This is a genomic window from Hyunsoonleella rubra (assembly GCF_042684665.1).
In the GTDB taxonomy this organism is placed as follows: domain Bacteria; phylum Bacteroidota; class Bacteroidia; order Flavobacteriales; family Flavobacteriaceae; genus Jejuia; species Jejuia rubra.
Window position 1 is genome coordinate 19,244 of the sequence record NZ_JBHULY010000028.1, and the last position, 19,411, is coordinate 38,654.

Below are 19,411 nucleotides of genomic sequence, written 5' to 3' on the forward strand. Positions count from 1 at the left end.
ATATTTTGTAAGCATCTGAAAATGAAGCGTAAAACCTTTGTTTTCAGATGCTAAATGCAAAATTCTAAAGACAAAAGCCATCGAGCATAAAGACAACATATTGCACGTACATTCTATTGAATCCTTCGGCACCCATGATGGGCCCGGTATCAGAATGGTCATCTTTTTACAAGGCTGTAAACTCCGATGTAAATATTGTCATAACCCGGATACTATCGATACACATGGCGGTAAGGATTATCACATTGAGGATTTGGTGCAAATGGCACTTAAAGAGAAAGCCTATTTTGGCAAAAAGGGAGGTGTTACCGTCTCTGGAGGTGAACCATTATTACAGGCCAAGGAATTGATTCCATTTTTTAAAAGGTTGAAAGAAGAAGGCATCCATACCAATTTGGATACCAATGGGAGATTACTCAATCATTTTTCCGAAGAACTTTTGGATAACTACACCGATTTGGTGATGCTGGACATTAAGCACATGACCGAGGAAGGTTATCAATTTATTACAGGACAAAAAAACAAAGACACTACATTCACCTTTGCAAAATATCGCGAAGCCTCAGGAAAACCAATGTGGCTGCGTTACGTTCTAATCCCCGAAATTACCAATACGACAGAGCTCCTACAAAGCATGGGGGAGTATTTTAAAGATTACAAGACCATAGAGAAAATCGAATTGCAACCCTACCATACCTTGGGCGTCCATAAATGGGAAGCCATGGGGTGGGAATACGAATTGAAGGATGCAAGGGAAAACACTATGGAAGAAATAGATGCTGCGAAAGCCATCTTAAAAAACTACTTCAAGGAAGTTAGAATTAATTAAAAAAGTTGGGGCAACAGTATGTAAACTAAGCCTGAGCCTACAACAATAAATTTCAAAACGATGAAAACACAAAAACTAAAAAACCGATGGCTGATTGCGGCTTCGGCAGTAGGGATACACATTTCAATCGGATCGGTATATGCCTATTCGGTAATGACCAACCCTGTTAAGGATATTTTTGATGTTGACGGGAGTGTGATAAAATGGGCATTCAAAATCGCCATTTTATTACTAGGACTTTCCGCAGCATTTTTAGGCCGTTGGGTAGAAAAAGTAGGCCCGAGAATTAGTGGTACTGCCGCCGGTATTTTTTATGGTGTTGGTATTTTAGGTTCGGGATTGGCCGTTCAACTGGAAGCGTTATGGCTATTTTATTTATGCTATGGCGTTATCGGTGGTATCGGTTTAGGTTTGGGCTATATTACACCCGTAAGTACTTTGGTAAAATGGTTTCCGGATAGACGTGGTTTGGCAACAGGAATGGCCATTATGGGATTTGGTTTTGCCGCTTTGATATTCGGCCCAGTGATGCAATCCCTTTTTGATGCGGTTGGTGTTTCCAATGCCTTTTATTTTTTAGGATTGATATATATGGTATTGATTTTATCATCTGCTAGATACATCGAAAGACCTCCGGAAGGCTATTTACCTGATGGATTCAAACCAGGTGAAGGCAAAACCATCAAAAAGGATATGGCAAACATTACTGCCAACGAAGCCTTAAAAACATCACGTTTTTACTACATCTGGATTATGATGTTTATCAACATTGCATGTGGTATCGCCATTATTTCGGCGGCAAGCCCAATGATGCAGGAAAAATTAAATTACACACCTATGGAAGCTGCGGCAATCGTGGGGCTAATAGGCGTGTTTAATGGTCTGGGTAGAATTATGTGGTCCAGTTTATCGGATTATTTAGGACGCGCAAATACGTATATCATTTTCTTCGGATTTCAAATTTTAGCATTTTATTTCTTGCCTCAAATTGGTATGGAAGTTATGTTCTTGGTAGTGCTCTTCACTGTGATAACTATGTATGGAGGCGGTTTTGCCACGCTTCCGGCCTTTTTAGGAGACCTATTTGGAACCAAACAGCTTGGTGCCATTCACGGTATGGTATTGGCAGCTTGGGGATTAGCAGGTGTTGTGGGGCCAACTATTTATGATATGGTCAAGAACGCTACGGGCTCTTTAGATACTACGCTTAAAGTATTTGCAGGCTTATTTATTGTGGCTTTATTAGTGTCTCTTCTTATGAAGCGCACGGTGGTAAAGGCGTACCAAAAAAAAGATAAGTCGGTTGATGATAAAAAATTAAAGTTTGCCTAAGCTTTAAATTTGGTTAGTTAGAAAAGCACCTTCATGAAAATGAAGGTGCTTTTTTTGTGTAGCTACTCATTTTTATGTAAGCAATTTTTACGATTTTATCATTATACGGATTTTAAAAAACGATATTCATAAAAAATAGATGTTAAATTGTTAATTCGTTAATAATAACAAGGGATACATGACTTTTATCATAGATGTTTCTACGGTTTAAAACTACTTTTATTGGAGTTTTTGATACAGGAAATTTAACAAATAATATCATGGAAATACTTGAAAATGTAAAGGCTCGGGTTTTCAGTTTTGGAGACAAAAAGGCCGACGGCAACAGTTCAATGAAAAACCTTTTGGGAGGTAAAGGGGCCAATTTGGCCGAGATGAGCTCTATTGGAATTCCAGTGCCGCCTGGATTTACGATAACTACCGAAGTGTGTACCGAATATAACGCCCTAGGAAGGGAAGCAGTTATAGATTTGATAAAAGAAGAAGTGAAGGCCTCCATAGCCAGTATTGAGGCCGTTATGGGAACGGAATTTGGGAACAAGAAAAATCCATTATTGGTTTCAGTCCGTTCGGGTGCAAGGGTTTCTATGCCAGGGATGATGGATACCGTGCTTAATTTGGGAATGAACGATGAGGTTGTTCTGGGGCTTGCCAAAAAAACCAAAAATCCAGCTTTTGCCTGGGACTCCTATCGCCGTTTTATTCAAATGTATGGCGGGGTGGTTTTAGGAATGAAACCTGAGTCAAAAGAGGATATCGATCCATTTGAGGAAATTATTGAAAACCTTAAAGAAAAGCGTGGTTTTAAGTTAGATACTGAATTTTCAGTTCAGGATTTACAGGACCTGGTTTTCGATTTTAAGGATGTGATAAGAAAGCGGAAGGGTCTAATTTTCCCAAGTGATCCCTGGGAGCAGCTTTGGGGTGCAGTTATGGCGGTGTTCAATAGCTGGAACGGCGATAGAGCGGTATATTACAGAAGCATGAATGGCTATCCGGCGGATTGGGGTACGGCCGTAAATGTTCAGGCCATGGTGTATGGTAATATGGGGAACAACTCTGGGACTGGGGTATGTTTTACCCGTGATGCCGGTACAGGTGAAAATGTATTCAATGGAGAATATTTAATTAACGCCCAAGGCGAAGACGTGGTTGCTGGCGTTAGAACGCCACAACAAATTACCAGATTAGGTTCTCAACGTTGGGCCGAATTGGCAAAAATTGAAGAAGCCGATAGAGCTGAAAATTATCCGTCACTAGAAGAATTAATGCCATCCATGTTCGAGGAATTGAATGATTATCAAGATATTTTGGAGAAGCACTATCGCGATATGCAGGATATGGAATTCACTATTCAGGACGGAAAACTTTGGATATTACAAACTAGAAACGGTAAACGTACAGGGGCAGCCATGGTAAAAATCGCCATGGATTTACTCAAGGAAGGGATGATTAGCGAAAAAGAGGCGCTTTTATTGGTTGAGCCAAATAAGTTAGACGAATTGTTGCACCCTGTATTTGATCCCCAAGCATTAAAAAGAGCCACAACTATTGCCCAAGGACTTCCGGCCTCTCCTGGAGCCGCAACAGGTAAAATTGTATTTTTTGCTGACGAAGCTGACAAGTACAAGAATAGTATTTTGGTACGTATCGAGACCTCTCCCGAAGATCTGGAAGGTATGAATATTGCCAAAGGTATTTTGACTGCTCGGGGCGGTATGACTTCGCACGCGGCCGTTGTGGCGCGAGGTATGGGCAAATGCTGTATTTCTGGAGCGGGTGCTTTAAAGATCAACTATAAAAAAAGAACATTGACCGTTGGCGACCACGAGTATCATGAAGGCGATTGGATTTCCTTAAACGGTTCCACAGGAAATATTTTGGAGGGCAAAGTAGCCACTATTGAACCGGAGTTGAGCGGTGAATTTGCTGAAATCATGTCACTATCAGATAAGTATGCCAAAATGAAAGTACGGACCAATGCCGATAGCCCGAAAGATGCAAAAGTAGCACGTAATTTTGGTGCACAGGGGATTGGGTTGACAAGAACGGAGCACATGTTCTTTGAATTGGATAGAATTAAGGCCATGCGTGAAATGATACTCGCGGATACCGTAAAAGGGAGAAAGCAAGCCCTTGAAGACTTGTTGCCGATGCAACGCTCAGATTTTGAGGGTATTTTTGAGGCCATGGAAGGCTTGGCGGTAACTATTCGTTTGTTGGATCCACCCTTACACGAGTTTGTGCCACATCAATTGGCAACTCAAAAGGATTTGGCGGATGAAATGCATATTTCTCTTCAAGCTGTAAAAAATAAAGTAGCCGAATTGGAAGAGTTCAACCCGATGTTGGGACATAGGGGCTGTAGGTTAGGAAACACCTATCCAGAAATTACCGAAATGCAAACCCGTGCCATTATCGAGGCCGCGTTGAATTTGAAAGAACGAGGGATTATTTGTAAGCCTGAAATCATGATTCCTTTGGTGGGTACTGTAAAGGAGTACGAAGCTCAGGAAACTATTGTCCGATCTACAGCAAATCTAATTTTTGAAGAGAGAAATGATACTGTGGAATATTTGGTCGGCACCATGATTGAGATTCCACGAGCTGCGTTAATGGCGGATAAGATTGCCGAAAAAGCAGATTTCTTCTCATTCGGAACCAATGATTTAACGCAAATGACCTTTGGTTATTCCCGTGATGACGCTGGTAAATTCTTGCCAATTTACATCGAAAAAGGCATTTTAAAAGTTGATCCTTTTGAAGTGTTGGACCAGGAAGGTGTCGGTCAATTGGTGAAAATAGGGACGGAACGTGGCAGAAGCACTAAGCCTAGTTTAAAGGTTGGTATTTGTGGTGAACATGGTGGTGAACCAAGTTCGGTGGAATTCTGTTATAATGTCGGAATGGATTATGTAAGCTGTTCGCCATATCGTGTGCCGATTGCACGTTTGGTTGCCGCACAGGCAGCGATTAAGGCAACGTTATAATTTTTCGTTTTTTATAATTATTTTAGTCCAAAGGCTCCGGGATGTGTATAACATTTCGGGGCTTTTGATTTACTGTTCAAATGACTTCATAAATAAAATTGGAGGCTAAAAATCTTTCATGTCCAATAATTTATCTTTGGATTTCTCTTAAACCATAAACGTTCCATTTTCTTAAAATATACACCTGTAAGCCAATACTGATGACCCAAAAGCCTAGGGACATATAATTTTGAGTTTCCACATCATTCGACCAATAATTCAATAAGGGATGTTCCACTTGATAAAGTGCAGCAATGATCTTGATTAGAGCGATTAAGCTAATAATTCCAACGAACCATTTTGTTAAACCCTTCCCTTTTTTAGCTTCAAATTGCCAATAATAAAATATCGGTGTAACCATGAAAATACCATAGGTAAGCAGATTTAATGAGAAATCAATATTCAAGATTAATAGCGTGGAAAGGTGAAATATATTCGCATGGAGTAAAAATATGTACCACGTTCTTTTGCTTTTGAGCAAAAAGAAAATGCCACTGATTTCAAATATCGAAGCTACTGAATCCATTATTTCTAAAACTATAAGTGGGATATCGAAAACGTAAGCCTGCAAAAACATTTTGGGTTCATTCGCCAAAAAATATTGACCATTGAACCAGTACAAAAAACCGCTGGTGGACAAATCAAAATCTACCCAACGTATAAATTTAGAAATGCCCGCAGTAAAAAAGCCGAAACATATCATTAAGGCAATGATTAATATGGCAAGCGATTGTGTTTTTTCCGATAGTTTTTTGTCCTTCAATAATGCCACTCCGTGTCCGCAGTTGGTGAATGCCAAGAGGAGGTAGGCAAATATTAGAAAAGAGGTGTTGTGGTCAATTTTTCCAAAGCTATAAGAGTAGCTATACATTATGGCACTGATAAAAAACATGCCTATTAACGCCATTCTGGCCCGAATGCCCAGGGTGATCATCACAATCAAAATGATGGCGATAATATCTGCGATTTCATAAATAATAGCTGGTAGATACCCGCCCGTTAAATAAGCAAAACTAAAAATATTGGGATTGAAAAATGATGGAGGGATGCCACCGACCCACGACCAAGAGGGCAAAAAAAAGACAAGCAAAAGTACCCCAAACACAATACGGTAAAAGGATAAACTTTTACCATCCACCGATGCGTTTTTTTCCAACCTCGAAATAATGCGGTAAATCAGATTATTCATAGAGACGGAATATGGTATCGTTAATGAATGCTTTGTCTTTTAATCTTCTGGTTTTTTCTGAGATCGTCAGTTTGTTTCTTTTAACAATTAAGAAAGAATCTTGGCATTTCTGACCTATAAGTCCCTCTTTTAGCCATGTTTTGGTCTTTGCAATGTCCTTTTCAGTATTATTTATGGTCTTTCTGTAGGTAATATTAAATCTTATTGTAGTATGCTCGGTATATCCGTTTTGTTTAAGCCCAAAATTGTTTTTAATAATCCAAGGTACATATTTTGCAGGAATGCTTCTAAAAAATTTCTGGCGGTCAAGTTTTTGTTCTTTCCCAAATTTATCGATGCCAAAAAGTTCAAATTCCACTAGGCGAAGATCCCGATCTGTATTCACCTGGTCAGAATACGAAGGAAGCGTTACAGAAGGGAAAATTTCAAGTTTGAAGTCGATTGTTTTTAACAGGAAAGGGAACCCAAAGAGTGTGCATGCAAGAATAATAACCTTTACTTTCTTTCCCATAAATGATTGAATTGGCGAGTAACGGACCTATGGCCAAAGGCTAATTTAGAAAAAAGTATGCTGAAACAGGAAGGTATCCCAGTTTACTTCATTGGCTAATTTGGTGTATTTCTGGAAATACCTCAAGTTTTAAATGGCCTTGGTAGAATAAAAGAGTTAAAAAATCCTAAAGTTTTTCAATCCACTTTCGAGCATTTACAAAAGCCTCGAGCCACGGTGAAACCTCATCTTTTCGTCCTTCAGGGTAATGTGCCCAGTTCCATTGGAAAGTGGAACGTTCGATGTGTGGCATGGTTACCAAATGACGCCCAGTTTTATCGCATAGCATAGCGGTATTAAAATCTGAACCGTTCGGGTTGTGCGGATAGCCTTCATAACCATATTTTGCCACAATGTGGTATTTATCTTCGGAATACGGCAGGCTGAATTTCCCTTCGCCATGGGATATCCAAACTCCTAAAGTTGAACCAGCAAGCGTTGAAAGCATGACAGAATTATTTTCCTGAATTTTTACTGAAGTGAACGAACTTTCATGTTTTTGCGAATCATTATGATGCATTTTGCCATGAATCTCATGGTCAGGATTGATGAGGTCCAATTCCATCCATAATTGACAGCCGTTGCAGATGCCAACGGATAACGTGTCTTCTCTATTAAAAAAGTTTCGGATTGCCTTTTTCGCCTTCTCATTGTATTTGATGGCACCTGCCCATCCTTTGGCAGAGCCTAAAACATCAGAATTGCTAAACCCACCTACGGCACCTAAAAATTGTATATCTTCCAAGGTTTCACGGCCAGAAATTAAGTCCGTCATGTGTACGTCCTTCACATCAAAACCTGCCAAATACATGGTATTTGCCATTTCACGTTCAGAGTTGGAACCTTTTTCTCGAAGGATAGCTGCCTTAGGTCTCTTATTGTCATTACGAGGAGTTTGCGACGTGGTAATCTCAGATTCTTCGCTTACGCTCTGAATGACATCGGCAAGTTTTCCGGTAAACTGTTTTGGAAATTTATATTTAAGCGGTTGATTTTTATAATTATCAAATCTATCCTGCGCTAATCCATTTGCAGTTTGCTTTTGGTCCAACAAATACGATGTTTTATACCAAACATCTCGCAGTCTTGAAACGGTCATAGTAAATACGTCAGCATCATTAATAACGCTGAGTATGTCGCTTTCAGTTACTTTTCCAATGTTGACGAAATCAATATTCGAACCAGACAAAACACTTTCAACAGAATCGTCCTTTACCTGAATCACTATACCTGCATTCTCCCCAAATAAAACTTTAAAAGAATCTTTTTCATTTAAAGCAGATAAGTCCAAAGCCGCGCCAAGATTGTTATCGGCAAAACACATTTCCAAAAGTGTTGTGATCAATCCACCAGAGGCTACATCATGACCCGCAACTATTTGCTCGTTTCTTATTAAATCTTGAATCGTATTGAAAACCGTTTTTACATAACCAGCGTCCTGAACGATTGGGGCTTCATTTCCTATTTTGTTGAGAATCTGCGCAAACGAGCTCCCACCTAATTTGAAACTATCCTGTGAAAGGTTGATATAATACATATCGCCTCCGTTTTTCTTCAAAACAGGTTCCACCACTTTGCTTATATCATTACAATTGGCGGCCGCTGAAATAATTACCGTCCCAGGAGAAATCACATCTTCATTGGGGTATTTCTGTTTCATCGAAAGTGAATCTTTTCCTGTTGGCACGTTGATGCCCAAATCAATGGAAAATTCGGAAACTGCTTTTACTGCTTCATAGAGCCTAGCATCTTCACCTTCATTTTTACATGGCCACATCCAGTTTGCTGATAAAGAAACCGATTTTAATCCATCTTTTAAAGGTGCCCAGATGATATTGGTTAATGCCTCGGTAATGGAATTTCTGCTTCCTGCGACAGGATTTATCAATCCAGAAATAGGAGAGTGGCCTATTGAAGTTGCTATGCCTTCCTTTCCTTTGTAATCCAATGCCATCACGCCAACGTTGTTCAACGGCAGTTGCAAATGTCCTGCGCACTGTTGTTTTGCCACTTTTCCACCAACACAACGGTCCACTTTATTCACAAGCCAATCTTTACAGGCAACGGCTTCCAGTTGTAAAACTTGGTCAAGGTAATCGTAAAACTCACTTGGGTTATAATCTACATCTGCATAGTTCCTTTCCACAGAATTGTCAACCATTACAGTTTTGGGTGAACTTCCAAACATATCTTCCATGGCCAAATCCATGGGGGTATTTCCTTTTGTCTTGGACTGGAAGGTAAATCTATCGTCTCCCGTAACATCACCAACAGTGTACATTGGTGAGCGCTCGCGATCGGCAATTTTGCGCAACATATCCAAGTGTTTTTCACCAATAACCAGCCCCATGCGCTCTTGGGACTCGTTGCCTATAATTTCTTTGTCAGACAGGGTGGGATCACCAACAGGAAGGGCATCCAAATCTATTTTTCCGCCAGTGTCTTCCACCAATTCAGATAAACAATTCAAATGGCCGCCTGCACCATGGTCGTGAATGGAAACGATATGGTTTTCTTCACTTTCCACCATACCACGAACCGCATTGGCGGCACGTTTTTGCATTTCAGGATTGGAGCGTTGCACTGCATTCAGTTCAATACCAGAGGCAAATTCTCCAGTATCCGCAGAAGATACGGCGGCACCGCCCATGCCAATACGATAGTTTTCACCTCCAAGAATTACAATTTTATCACCAGTTTTTGGTTTGTCTTTTAAGGCTTGAGACACTTTTCCGTAACCGATACCGCCTGCTTGCATAATCACTTTATCGAAGCCAAGTTTACGAGCATCTTCCTCATGTTCAAAGGTTAAGACAGATCCACAAATAAGCGGTTGCCCAAATTTATTCCCGAAGTCGGACGCTCCGTTTGAAGCTTTTATCAAAATATCCATTGGCGTCTGGTACAGCCAATCACGCTCTGCTACGCCGTTTTCCCATGGCCTATTTTCTTCCAATCGGGAATAGGACGTCATATAAACGGCGGTACCTGCCAAAGGAATGGATCCTTTTCCACCTGCCAATCTATCCCTGATTTCGCCACCAGAACCCGTTGCGGCACCATTAAAGGGCTCCACAGTAGTTGGGAAATTGTGTGTTTCTGCTTTTAGGGAAATTACGGAATCGAAATCTTCGGTGGTGTAATAATCCGGAATGTCAGCGCGTTTCGGAGCAAATTGCTCAACAATCGGGCCTTTAATAAATGCCACATTGTCCTTATATGCAGAAACAATATCGTTGGGGTTCTGTTTCGACGTTTCCTTAATCAATTTGAATAAAGAGGTCGGTTTCTCCTTGCCATCAATCACAAATGTCCCATTGAAAATTTTATGGCGACAATGCTCACTATTCACTTGTGAAAAGCCGAACACCTCGGAATCTGTCAACGGTCGTCCGATTTTTTTAGAAACACCTTCTAAATAAGCCACCTCTTCATCGCTTAACGATAACCCTTCCTGCACGTTGTAAGCCGCAATATCCTCAATGTTTAGAATAGGCTCTGGTTCAATTTCAATGGTAAATGATTCTTGATTCAAACCATCAAACTTCTCCGAAATCATCGGGTCAAAATCATTAAAATCTTTAGAAACCGCTTTAAACTCTTCAATTCTCAAAATACCATCAATTCCCATGTTTTGGGAAATTTCCACAGCATTGGTACTCCATGGTGTTATCATGGCAGCGCGAGGACCAACAAAAAAAGCATCCAAAAATGCTTGCTCAATTTTAGGCTGGTTGCCAAAAAGCCATGTCAATTTCGAAATCGTTTCAGAGGATAATTCTTTTGAAGTTTGAATCGCAAAAATCTTATTGTTTACGTTTCCAAAGAAGTGAATCATTACGCTTTAGTTGTGTATGTTTAAGAAAATGCAAAAATACACTTTTTTAACGATAGGTTGTTCCTTTTTTACCGAAAGCACAGCCCGTTATTAACAGTATTTTTAACAACTATTTTATTTGTTTGGGCGTTACCCGAAAAGGGTCGGGCCTGCCTACCGGCAGACAGGCTTTCCACTATGTCTTTTTTGTGCTGTCCCGATAGCTATCGGGACCCTAACGCAGGTATCTGCCAAGGTCGTTTTATAACGGCTAAGTCATATTTTTTTTGCCATATGTGTACAGCAAAGCATGAGTCTTCCGGGGTTCTCAAGATAAACTTTTGAGAAGCCCTATAGGCTACCGTTAAGTTGTACTTAGTGGCGGTAATATTATAACTATTCCTTACTAACTCTTACTGCCACTAGTTTTGAAAACTAGGGGAGAGGTGGCAAGTGGAGGTTTTTGCTTAGTTTTTAGTTTTAGTATCTAATAATCGATTTTGTATTTCCATTAAAACGAAGAAAGTATACACCTTTTTCTTGAGCAGATAAATCAATTGTTTTTCCTTTTCCAGAAAGAATTAATCTACCTGTAATATCATAAATTGAATATTTAATATTCTCAGAAATTTTAAATATACCAGAAGAAGGGTTGGGGTATACCAACAGATTATCCTCTTTATTAGTAACATCTTTTACAGATAAAACGATACTTTCCCAACCAGGGTTTTGAGGAAAACCTTCAGGATATTTTATTCGAAATGGGCGAAAAGGCAACCAATAGTGCTTAGGGTACTCACAAACTCTCATAACAAGTTCACTTTCTTGATATCCACCAGCAGTAGCATGATTTTCTGGAAAATTTAATTGCGTTTTTTGTCTATACCTTTCCAAATGTGCTACTCCCCAACGACGAATATCTACCCACCTGTGTCCTTCATATGACATTTCTACGGCTCTTTCTCTTCTTAATTCATCCATAAATTTATTGTTATCGGCAACTATATTAGCATGTACATTAGGAATACCCGCTCGATTACGGAATAAATTAACAGCTTCCTCAGCAGTTAAGTTGTAAGAAGCTGGTGCCGCGGTTGCTCCCTTAGATGCATGTAGTGCTTCAGCATACATTAAGTACACGTCAGTAAGTCTCATATGCAAACGTACCCCATTAAATTGATCTATTATAGGATTCCATCTGCTATGGTACTTACCGTCAACTTTAGGGTAAAATTTAGTCCACATATACCCTGTAGTATTTACTATTCTGATGTTTTCAGCACCAGTACTACGATGAACACCCTTATTACTTGAAGATACATACCAAAGTTTGGCAGTTATATGATTTGGATCCTGAGCTCCAGCATCTATAATATCTCCATCAATAATATGCCACCTATAAAAACGTGGATCACGATTTTCGAAAGGCTTATTAGGGTTGTAAGTTGGCGTGCCAAAATTACCAGAAAGATCATCTTCAATAGAAAGTCCATTAGCCATTCCAAAATTGTAATGAATATAATTGTGTGTAGCATCAATAAGTTCATACCCAGCAGAACCCGTATGAATCGCTCTAGGTACACCAGATGTCATAAATCTTTCGGCTTGTCTTTTATCTCCTAAAATTGCTGAAAAGATGAATTCTGTACTTCCTGGCCAAGTGTCCGGTATCGGTGTTTTCCAAAAAACTTCATCGTAATTTGCCCAGGAAGCTAAAGTGTAAACACCTACATCTTTTAATTTAAGAATTTCTGCAAAAGCATCAACTGCCATATCACATAATTCAATATCATAGTTATACGTATTTATCCCAGGACTATTATTATAAAACATTAACGGACTTGCAGCCAGAAGTAAATTTTTACCTTGAAAAGCATACGCTATTCCTTTAGTAAGTTTATTTTTATTGTTGCCTAATGTAGATGCTCCAAAAGCTTCTTCATCCCAATCTACAGGCAAAAATTCTGCAGCTTTCTTATAGTCTTCATTAGCTAGCAAAGCAACTTCCTTATATGTTTCTGGACGTGGTGTAGATATCTCTATGTCATCAGCATCAAAAACATCAATAATATAAGGGAAGCGTCCCCAAAACTTCATTATTTCATTATGAAAAAATGCTCTAAAGAAATACGCTTGGCCAAGAATTACGTCTTTTTCTGCTTGAGTAGCATTTACCAATAGGTCTATATTTTGTATCACAATATTGGCTCTAAGGATACCATGTATACTGCCGTCCCATAAACCAGGCCTTTGTCTATTAAAACTGTTAGGGTTTTCTAGATTTGCTGAATTGGTCCCAGTTGATCCGAACTCAGAATTATAATGATTGTTCAAGTAAATAAAGCTATCATTTAAGACATCCAGAAATCTTCCCGAATCAATTTCCCTACTCGCTTTTGTGGGTCTATCTACAAAACCATCATCCCCTAAAAGATAATCCTGAAAGGTATGTGCTTGTAGTTCATAAGACACTACTAAGGCATACATCTCTTCTACAAATTCTTGCGAACTTTCGAAAGAAGCAAATATAGTTTCTAGATCAAGCTCTAATTGACCAAGGTTAGAAGCCTTACTTGTTGCTGTTTGACCAAAAAGAAAAGGAGAAACAACTAAACCAAAAAATAATAGTAAAGTCTTTTTCATAATCATAAAATTAAAAACGTGTTTTGTAAGATAATTCTATAAATATAGTAAAAAGATTGTAGGTATTCAGTCCAATTATGAGAGAAATTTTTACACCTATGTGCCTGATCAATATTTTCCAATTTTTTTATTGATTTTTTTAAGTGTTGATATATACGACCTTATTATGGCAAAATATGTAGCATAACCTGTTTGCCTAAAGCTCCCTGACACTTTTTGTTATAACTATTCCTTGCCTACTCTTACGCCACTAGTTTTGAAAACTAGCGGGAGCGGGGTTTTGAAAACTAGCGGGAGCGGGAGCTTATACTTTAAAAGGCATAGCCATCTGCCAATTTAGCACTAAACAAATATTGGATAGCTATTTGCTATATTTAATGAAATGGAACAGCAACATTTTAAATTTTCAACAAGGGTTATTGCGTATCCCATACTATTTATACTGACGCTTTGGTTGGTATTTTGGTTTGAGGTGCGTTTTGGGTTCAATTTTTCCAAGTTTGGCATTTATCCAAGAACGTTATCAGGGCTTATAGGCGTGGTGTTAAGCCCTTTTATACATGGAGATATTGAACATTTATATCATAATACAATTCCATTATTTGTACTATCCATGGCACTGTTTTATTTCTACAAACCTATAGCTTGGAGGGTGTTGTTTTTAGGTATTTTGCTATCAGGTTTTTTAACCTGGTGTATCGGTAGGCCGTCCTATCATATTGGTGCCAGCGGACTGATCTATGTACTGGTGAGTTTTACGTTTTTTAAAGGTGTTTTTGCTAAACATTTTAGGTTAATAGCTCTGTCGCTTCTGGTGGTTTTCCTTTACGGAAGTATGGTGTGGTACACTTTTCCCATAGAGGAGGGGATTTCTTGGGAGGGACATTTGGCAGGTCTTATATCTGGGTTTTTGTTCGCTTTGTTTTTTAGAAAACAGATAGCTAAGCCAAAGCGATATGTTTGGGAGCAAGAAAACTATAATCCAGACGATGATCCTTTTTTAAGGCATTTTGATGAAGATGGGAATTTTATTGATGCCCCCTCTAACTCCCCCGAAGGGGGAGAACTGGGAAATACCGATTCGAATCGTACAGTAAACTATATTTTTAAGCCAAGGTCTCAGGGTTTGAATGATGAAGGTAAGGATTCCCCCTTTGGGGGTTAGGGGGCTGTTCTCTGTCTTACAACTTCATACAAAAAAGCACCACAGGCTACAGATACATTGAGTGACTCGATATCTCCAAACAGTGGTAATTTGGCTTTTTCATCTACAACTTTAAGGGTAGAGGGGTTAATGCCCCGACCCTCGGATCCCATGATGATAGCACATGGTTCTTTAAATGATAGATCGTAAAGGAGTGCATCTGTCTTTTCAGTTGCTGCAATAACTTTAATGCCTGAGGCTTGCATATAAAACACGGCATCCTTGATGTGATCCACTTTACAAATAGGTACTTTGAAAACCGCGCCGGCACTGGTTTTAATCGTATCGCCATTTATAGGTGCACCGCCTTTCTTTTGAATAATAATGCCATTAACACCCGTACAATCGGCCGTTCTAATGATGGCACCAAAATTCCTGACATCGCTGAGCTGATCAAGTAAAAGGAATAGTGGTGTTTTACCACTTTCAACTACGTTTATTACCAAATCCTCTAGATTATGGAAGGCAATAGGTGATATATTCGCTACGGCACCTTGATGGTTCTTTTTAGTGAGCCTATTTAACTTTTCAATGGGTACGTAGGAACTGTTAATGGCATGCTTTCTTAGCAATGATTCCAGCTCCGTAGACAATTCACCTCTAAGACCTTTTTGCAGAAAGACTTTATCAATGGTTTCGCCAGAATTTATGGCTTCAATAATAGCTCTTAGGCCGAATATTTGGGTTTGGTTTTGCATGGGGTAAATTTAAGGTTTTCTAAATTGTTTGGCACCTGCCATTTTTCCAACTTTATACATTAAGCGAAAATCTTAACTATGGTTTTTTTCAACCTTTAAATGAAGGATCAGAGTTGATCAGTTGCAAACAATTAATTTGGCAGAGCTATTAATTGAAATAATATAAACGCCCGAAGCAATTGAAGATGGTAAGTCTATACGGGTGGTTCGGCTTAATTCATCATATTGAACGTTCTCAATTTCTATTCGGCCTCCTCTTATATCAAAGAGTGTAAAGTTATCAGTTGGTTGCGTATTTGAGATATTTATAACGCCTTCAGATATTGGATTAGGGTATATTTTTACTTCACCTTCTTGGTTAATTTGTTTTGCACTGAAATAAGGTAATGCATGACTGACCACCTCCTTGCCAATTTTTTCCCCAATAAGCCTTCCGGGAATGTCATCCGCAGGAGGATGAATACCTCCCCATATTCTTGAGAGACTACATTGGTCTGAAGCATCACGGTAGGTTGCCCATTGTAACTTCACGTCCACAGAGGGGCCTTCTTCAAAAACTAAGAATTCATTTTTCTTCGCGATGAACTCTCCAACACCGCCGGGAAAGTATTCATCTCCTGTGATTAGGGTCATGATTTCCGCTGCTGCCCTAGAGTATGTGGAATGTCCCGATACAAAACCTGCAAAAGGGGGCGTCACAAAAGAGGGTCTTTGATACGGCCACCAATCTTCGGCCAAAATCCAACCAACACCTGCCGTATCGGTCTTGGGGTCATTAATGAAGTCATGGCCTCTCCATGTATATAATTTTATTTTACCAATATTTTCTTGCATGTTCCCCTCAAGTGGATCTCCGGCTTCTACTAACTCTATATAACCTTCTATAAGAGGAATGCCACCAATATTATAATTAGATTTGGATGGATCAGTACTTTGTCCGTTTTCAGCCATATAACGAATTGCAGAAATAGGTCGAACATAATCGTACCAACCTTTAACACTCCAGGCGGCAATAGCCGAATCGTGCATGCCACCTCCCAAAATAAAATAAGATTTGACGTCCCATTCAAGGTTATCCAAAGTTTCCCCCTCACCCATAATTCTTTTATCTAAATCTGGATGATCGCTTACATAATTTAGGATAGTAAACCAATGTCCCGGTGGTGTTTCAGAATCTGGTCCATCAGCCCAAAACTCCGCCAAAACTCTTGCGTAATCACCGCGTGGTACCATCTGAGCAGGATAGGGTGCATTGGTGATGGGGTTGATCGATCGTCCCGTTCCTATATCTCCTCCTTCCAAAAGGTTGTAAAAATTGGGATATCCTGAAAAATTCTCAGGGAATAAACTACTATTGATATTTCCAATGGAAGCGGGGGATATATCCCACAATACATTGTCTGCTGGATCCAGATGCGCTCCCCATACGGACACAAGGACATTGCCCCACTTATAAGCGTCACTTTCAGCGGATTGGGAAGTTAGGCTGAGGTAGGGTGGAGGGCCCGGATCGTGATATACTTTATAATTGTTTCCATTTCTTTGGAGTTCTGTTCTTAAGGTTTCATTCAAAGAAAATGGCACTACATTGCCCCATTCTGGGCTCAAAAACTCTATTGCGGTATTATCAGTGACTAAATTGCCGCTTTGGTCGATAAATACATCTAGCAGTAACGGTTGCCATCTATTTCCATCAACAATTTTAGAATTTCCATCTTCATAAGGCACTAAGGCAGGATTAATGCTGCTATAGTATTGATTGCCATAATCATTCGTTTCATTGGCGCCATCGCTTAATCCAAAATCAATTATTCTTGAGGCTATGTAGTTGCCTAAGGCAATTGGATCACCGTCGCTATAGTCTAATTTTGTGTTGCTTGGATTAAGCTCAAGTAACAACATTAAACCTTCCATAATATCTGAAGTTTCATCAAATTTTGGTGAATTCCTAAAGCGATGCTTTAAAATGTTGTACACAGCATAACTGATAGTTTTTACCTGAGCGTCTAATTTTTCTTCTTCATTATCAAAACTAGGTATTTTAGTTGCGTCATACTCATCGGAGAAATATGGGGTGGACGTGTCCAAGTTATACAGCGCCCAAGCATCATACATCGCTATGCTGGTATGAAACAGGTTTCTTGCATGAACTGTAGGTCGTGCAAAATCATTCCGAATAGCTTCCAATAACACCTCATTCCATAATCTTGCAACCGAGTGTTTGTTTGTCGTACTTGGAGCATAGGATATGTCAACAGAAAGATTTACTTCTTGTGTGGAGCAATCACCATCCTGGGCCACAAGCCTGACTGTACCTTTGTCTGCAATGCCCCATTCAATTGAAATTGAATTTGAATTAGGTTCTGATATTAGGCTCCCGTTTTCGACTGTCCATTCATACTGGGAGTAGATATCAGAAGGTACTGTGTAGTCGTGAATGCTAAGAGGTGAAGGGGTAGTGGTGCCTGTGATACTTGGTCCGGTTAAGTATGTGCATGAATTGTCATTCTGTGTGGCCTCACTATTATAGTTGCAGGCGTTTACGTCCGTACAACCAAAAATAGGCGTGATATCTGTATTGTCTATAAAGGTAATGCCTTCATTTTCTGTTAGTAAAATGGTATTGTTGGCTGGTATGTTAAAATAAGTTTCTTCTAATCCATTTGGCCATTTCACTGAAATTTCATCAATAGTAGAGGCTTTTTCTATACCAAAATGCACAGGTGTAACAGATTGAGACAAGAACCTTGATCCGTGATATAAACGTTGTTGGTTATTATTGTTACTTTTAAGTTTTACAATACTTCCAAAGGCATTTTTGTTGGAAATTGTTCCTTCTAGGACAATTTTTACCCAATTGTTGTCACCGTCCAAAGTATTCTCATAAAACTGTAGATTACTTTCAAAATCTCCAACGATTAAGTCTAAATCGCCATCATTATCAAAATCAAAATCGGCTATACACTTGCTAATTGTCGTTCTACCGAAATCCGAGAAATTTGAACTTTGGTTTTCAAAAGCTCTGTTATTATTTCCGCTGGGAACATTTTTAAAATAATAATTTGGTTGCAAAGTAGTGGCAACGCCGTTAGCGATGTATAAATCCTCATAACCGTCGTTATCAAAATCTGCAAATACAACCCCCCAGGCCCATTCCGTCTCCTTTACACCATATGTCTCACTTTCGTCCTCAAAATTTCCATTGCCTTTGTTGACATAAAAACCATTTTCATTAATATTAGTAACAAATAAATCGAAAAGCCCGTCGTTATTAAAGTCTGGCGTAGCCAACCCCATTCCATCGAAGGGATCCAATAAACTATAGCTTTGGGCATCTTCTATATAGTTGTCATTATTTTTGATAAACAAGAAATTGTTCCTGTCAAAATCATTGGCGACATAAATATCCAAATCCCCATCGTTATTCGCATCAATTGGAATTGAAGAATAGCTAATAGAAATAAGGTCATTTACGTTCGATTCCAGTAAATTAAAAGTCTCATCCTGATTATTAATATAAATACGATTGGGTTCCCTATTGGTATAGTCGGTTAAAAAAAGGTCCAGATATCCATCCTTGTTATGGTCAAACCATAAAGAAGAAGTCGTTGTGCACGTCTGGCAAAACTGCGGAATATTGGCACTTGCAGTAATTTCGGTAAAAGTGCCATCACGGTTATTTTTAAACAAATGGTTGAAACTCACTCCGGATAAAAACAAATCAGGATAGGAGTCGTTATTGAAGTCCCCCCAGGAAGCACCTATTTTGTTGCCTAGTGATCGGGTTTCTAATTGACTACTTTCTTGAAAGACGAATTCATTTAATTTGGCATCCTCCGTAACATTTATAAAACTTCCGTTTCCAATATTTTTGAAAAGTTTACTGTAACTATTCGGGTTGTTCTCATCAAATTCTAATCTAGCCACTATGAATATATCCAACAGGCCATCCTGATCGTAGTCAGCAACGGATATGGCATTGGATTTAGATATATTATTTAATCTTGCTTCTGAGGATATCTCTTTGAATTGTTGTGGAAAGAGATGCAATACATTAGAATGAAGCAGAAATAATAAGATTATTACTCGTTTCATAGCTGTATAAAGGTAAAAAGAATTT

The 19,411-nt window shown here is 39.1% G+C and carries 10 protein-coding genes; 4 read left to right on the top strand and 6 right to left on the bottom strand.

Annotation, left to right across the window (positions count from 1 at the left end; translation table 11 throughout):
- Nucleotides 1-37 precede the first annotated feature (37 nt).
- The 3 genes from pflA to ppdK all read left to right on the top strand — a co-directional run bounded on the left by pflA (nucleotide 38) and on the right by ppdK (nucleotide 5,151).
- The gene (pflA, locus tag ACFSR8_RS12595; protein ID WP_380292561.1) at nucleotides 38-829 is read left to right on the top strand and encodes a pyruvate formate-lyase-activating protein; all 792 of its coding nucleotides are present in this window, start codon (nucleotides 38-40) and stop codon (nucleotides 827-829) included.
- A 60-nt stretch (nucleotides 830-889) separates the two neighbouring features.
- Nucleotides 890-2,161, top strand: a complete 1,272-nt coding sequence (locus ACFSR8_RS12600) for an L-lactate MFS transporter (protein ID WP_380292563.1) — start codon at nucleotides 890-892, stop codon at nucleotides 2,159-2,161.
- Nucleotides 2,162-2,421: 260 nt separating this feature from the next.
- Nucleotides 2,422-5,151: a pyruvate, phosphate dikinase gene (gene ppdK, locus ACFSR8_RS12605; protein ID WP_380292565.1), complete on the top strand. Its 2,730-nt coding sequence runs from the start codon at nucleotides 2,422-2,424 to the stop codon at nucleotides 5,149-5,151.
- A 130-nt stretch (nucleotides 5,152-5,281) separates the two neighbouring features.
- On the opposite strand, the gene ACFSR8_RS12610 is transcribed toward ppdK, so the two are convergent.
- The 4 genes from ACFSR8_RS12610 to ACFSR8_RS12625 all read right to left on the bottom strand — a co-directional run bounded on the left by ACFSR8_RS12610 (nucleotide 5,282) and on the right by ACFSR8_RS12625 (nucleotide 13,389).
- Nucleotides 5,282-6,379 (bottom strand): hypothetical protein, encoded by a 1,098-nt coding sequence (locus tag ACFSR8_RS12610; protein ID WP_380292566.1) that lies wholly within the window; start codon nucleotides 6,377-6,379, stop codon nucleotides 5,282-5,284.
- Complete coding sequence (locus tag ACFSR8_RS12615; RefSeq protein ID WP_380292568.1) at nucleotides 6,372-6,890, bottom strand: hypothetical protein; 519 nt, start codon at nucleotides 6,888-6,890, stop codon at nucleotides 6,372-6,374. The genes ACFSR8_RS12610 and ACFSR8_RS12615 overlap by 8 nt, the downstream gene beginning before the upstream one ends.
- Before the next feature lie 166 nt (nucleotides 6,891-7,056).
- A complete protein-coding gene (gene purL / locus ACFSR8_RS12620) occupies nucleotides 7,057-10,767 on the bottom strand; it encodes a phosphoribosylformylglycinamidine synthase (protein WP_380292570.1) in 3,711 nt (1,236 codons plus the stop codon).
- A 459-nt stretch (nucleotides 10,768-11,226) separates the two neighbouring features.
- Nucleotides 11,227-13,389, bottom strand: coding sequence for a RagB/SusD family nutrient uptake outer membrane protein (locus ACFSR8_RS12625; RefSeq protein WP_380292572.1), 2,163 nt, complete (start codon nucleotides 13,387-13,389; stop codon nucleotides 11,227-11,229).
- A 382-nt stretch (nucleotides 13,390-13,771) separates the two neighbouring features.
- On the opposite strand from ACFSR8_RS12625, the gene ACFSR8_RS12630 reads away from it, so the two are divergent.
- Nucleotides 13,772-14,554, top strand: a complete 783-nt coding sequence (locus tag ACFSR8_RS12630; RefSeq protein ID WP_380292574.1) for a rhomboid family intramembrane serine protease — start codon at nucleotides 13,772-13,774, stop codon at nucleotides 14,552-14,554.
- On the opposite strand, the gene rlmB is transcribed toward ACFSR8_RS12630, so the two are convergent.
- Together rlmB and ACFSR8_RS12640 are read right to left on the bottom strand one after the other, a co-directional pair.
- Nucleotides 14,551-15,291, bottom strand: a complete 741-nt coding sequence (gene rlmB / locus ACFSR8_RS12635) for a 23S rRNA (guanosine(2251)-2'-O)-methyltransferase RlmB (RefSeq protein WP_380292576.1) — start codon at nucleotides 15,289-15,291, stop codon at nucleotides 14,551-14,553. The genes ACFSR8_RS12630 and rlmB overlap by 4 nt on opposite strands.
- Before the next feature lie 117 nt (nucleotides 15,292-15,408).
- Nucleotides 15,409-19,386 carry an FG-GAP-like repeat-containing protein gene (locus ACFSR8_RS12640; RefSeq protein ID WP_380292578.1) on the bottom strand — a complete coding sequence of 1,326 codons (3,978 nt, stop codon included), beginning with the start codon at nucleotides 19,384-19,386 and terminating at the stop codon, nucleotides 15,409-15,411.
- Nucleotides 19,387-19,411: the final 25 nt, after the last annotated feature.

Coding starts and splice junctions, on each gene's coding strand:
- ACFSR8_RS12600 (WP_380292563.1), top strand. CDS start 890: ATGAAAACACAAAAACTAAAAAACCGATGGCTGATTGCGGCTTCGGCA.
- ppdK (WP_380292565.1), top strand. CDS start 2,422: ATGGAAATACTTGAAAATGTAAAGGCTCGGGTTTTCAGTTTTGGAGAC.
- ACFSR8_RS12610 (WP_380292566.1), bottom strand. CDS start 6,379: ATGAATAATCTGATTTACCGCATTATTTCGAGGTTGGAAAAAAACGCA.
- ACFSR8_RS12615 (WP_380292568.1), bottom strand. CDS start 6,890: ATGGGAAAGAAAGTAAAGGTTATTATTCTTGCATGCACACTCTTTGGG.
- purL (WP_380292570.1), bottom strand. CDS start 10,767: ATGATTCACTTCTTTGGAAACGTAAACAATAAGATTTTTGCGATTCAA.
- ACFSR8_RS12625 (WP_380292572.1), bottom strand. CDS start 13,389: ATGAAAAAGACTTTACTATTATTTTTTGGTTTAGTTGTTTCTCCTTTT.
- ACFSR8_RS12630 (WP_380292574.1), top strand. CDS start 13,772: ATGGAACAGCAACATTTTAAATTTTCAACAAGGGTTATTGCGTATCCC.
- rlmB (WP_380292576.1), bottom strand. CDS start 15,291: ATGCAAAACCAAACCCAAATATTCGGCCTAAGAGCTATTATTGAAGCC.
- ACFSR8_RS12640 (WP_380292578.1), bottom strand. CDS start 19,386: ATGAAACGAGTAATAATCTTATTATTTCTGCTTCATTCTAATGTATTG.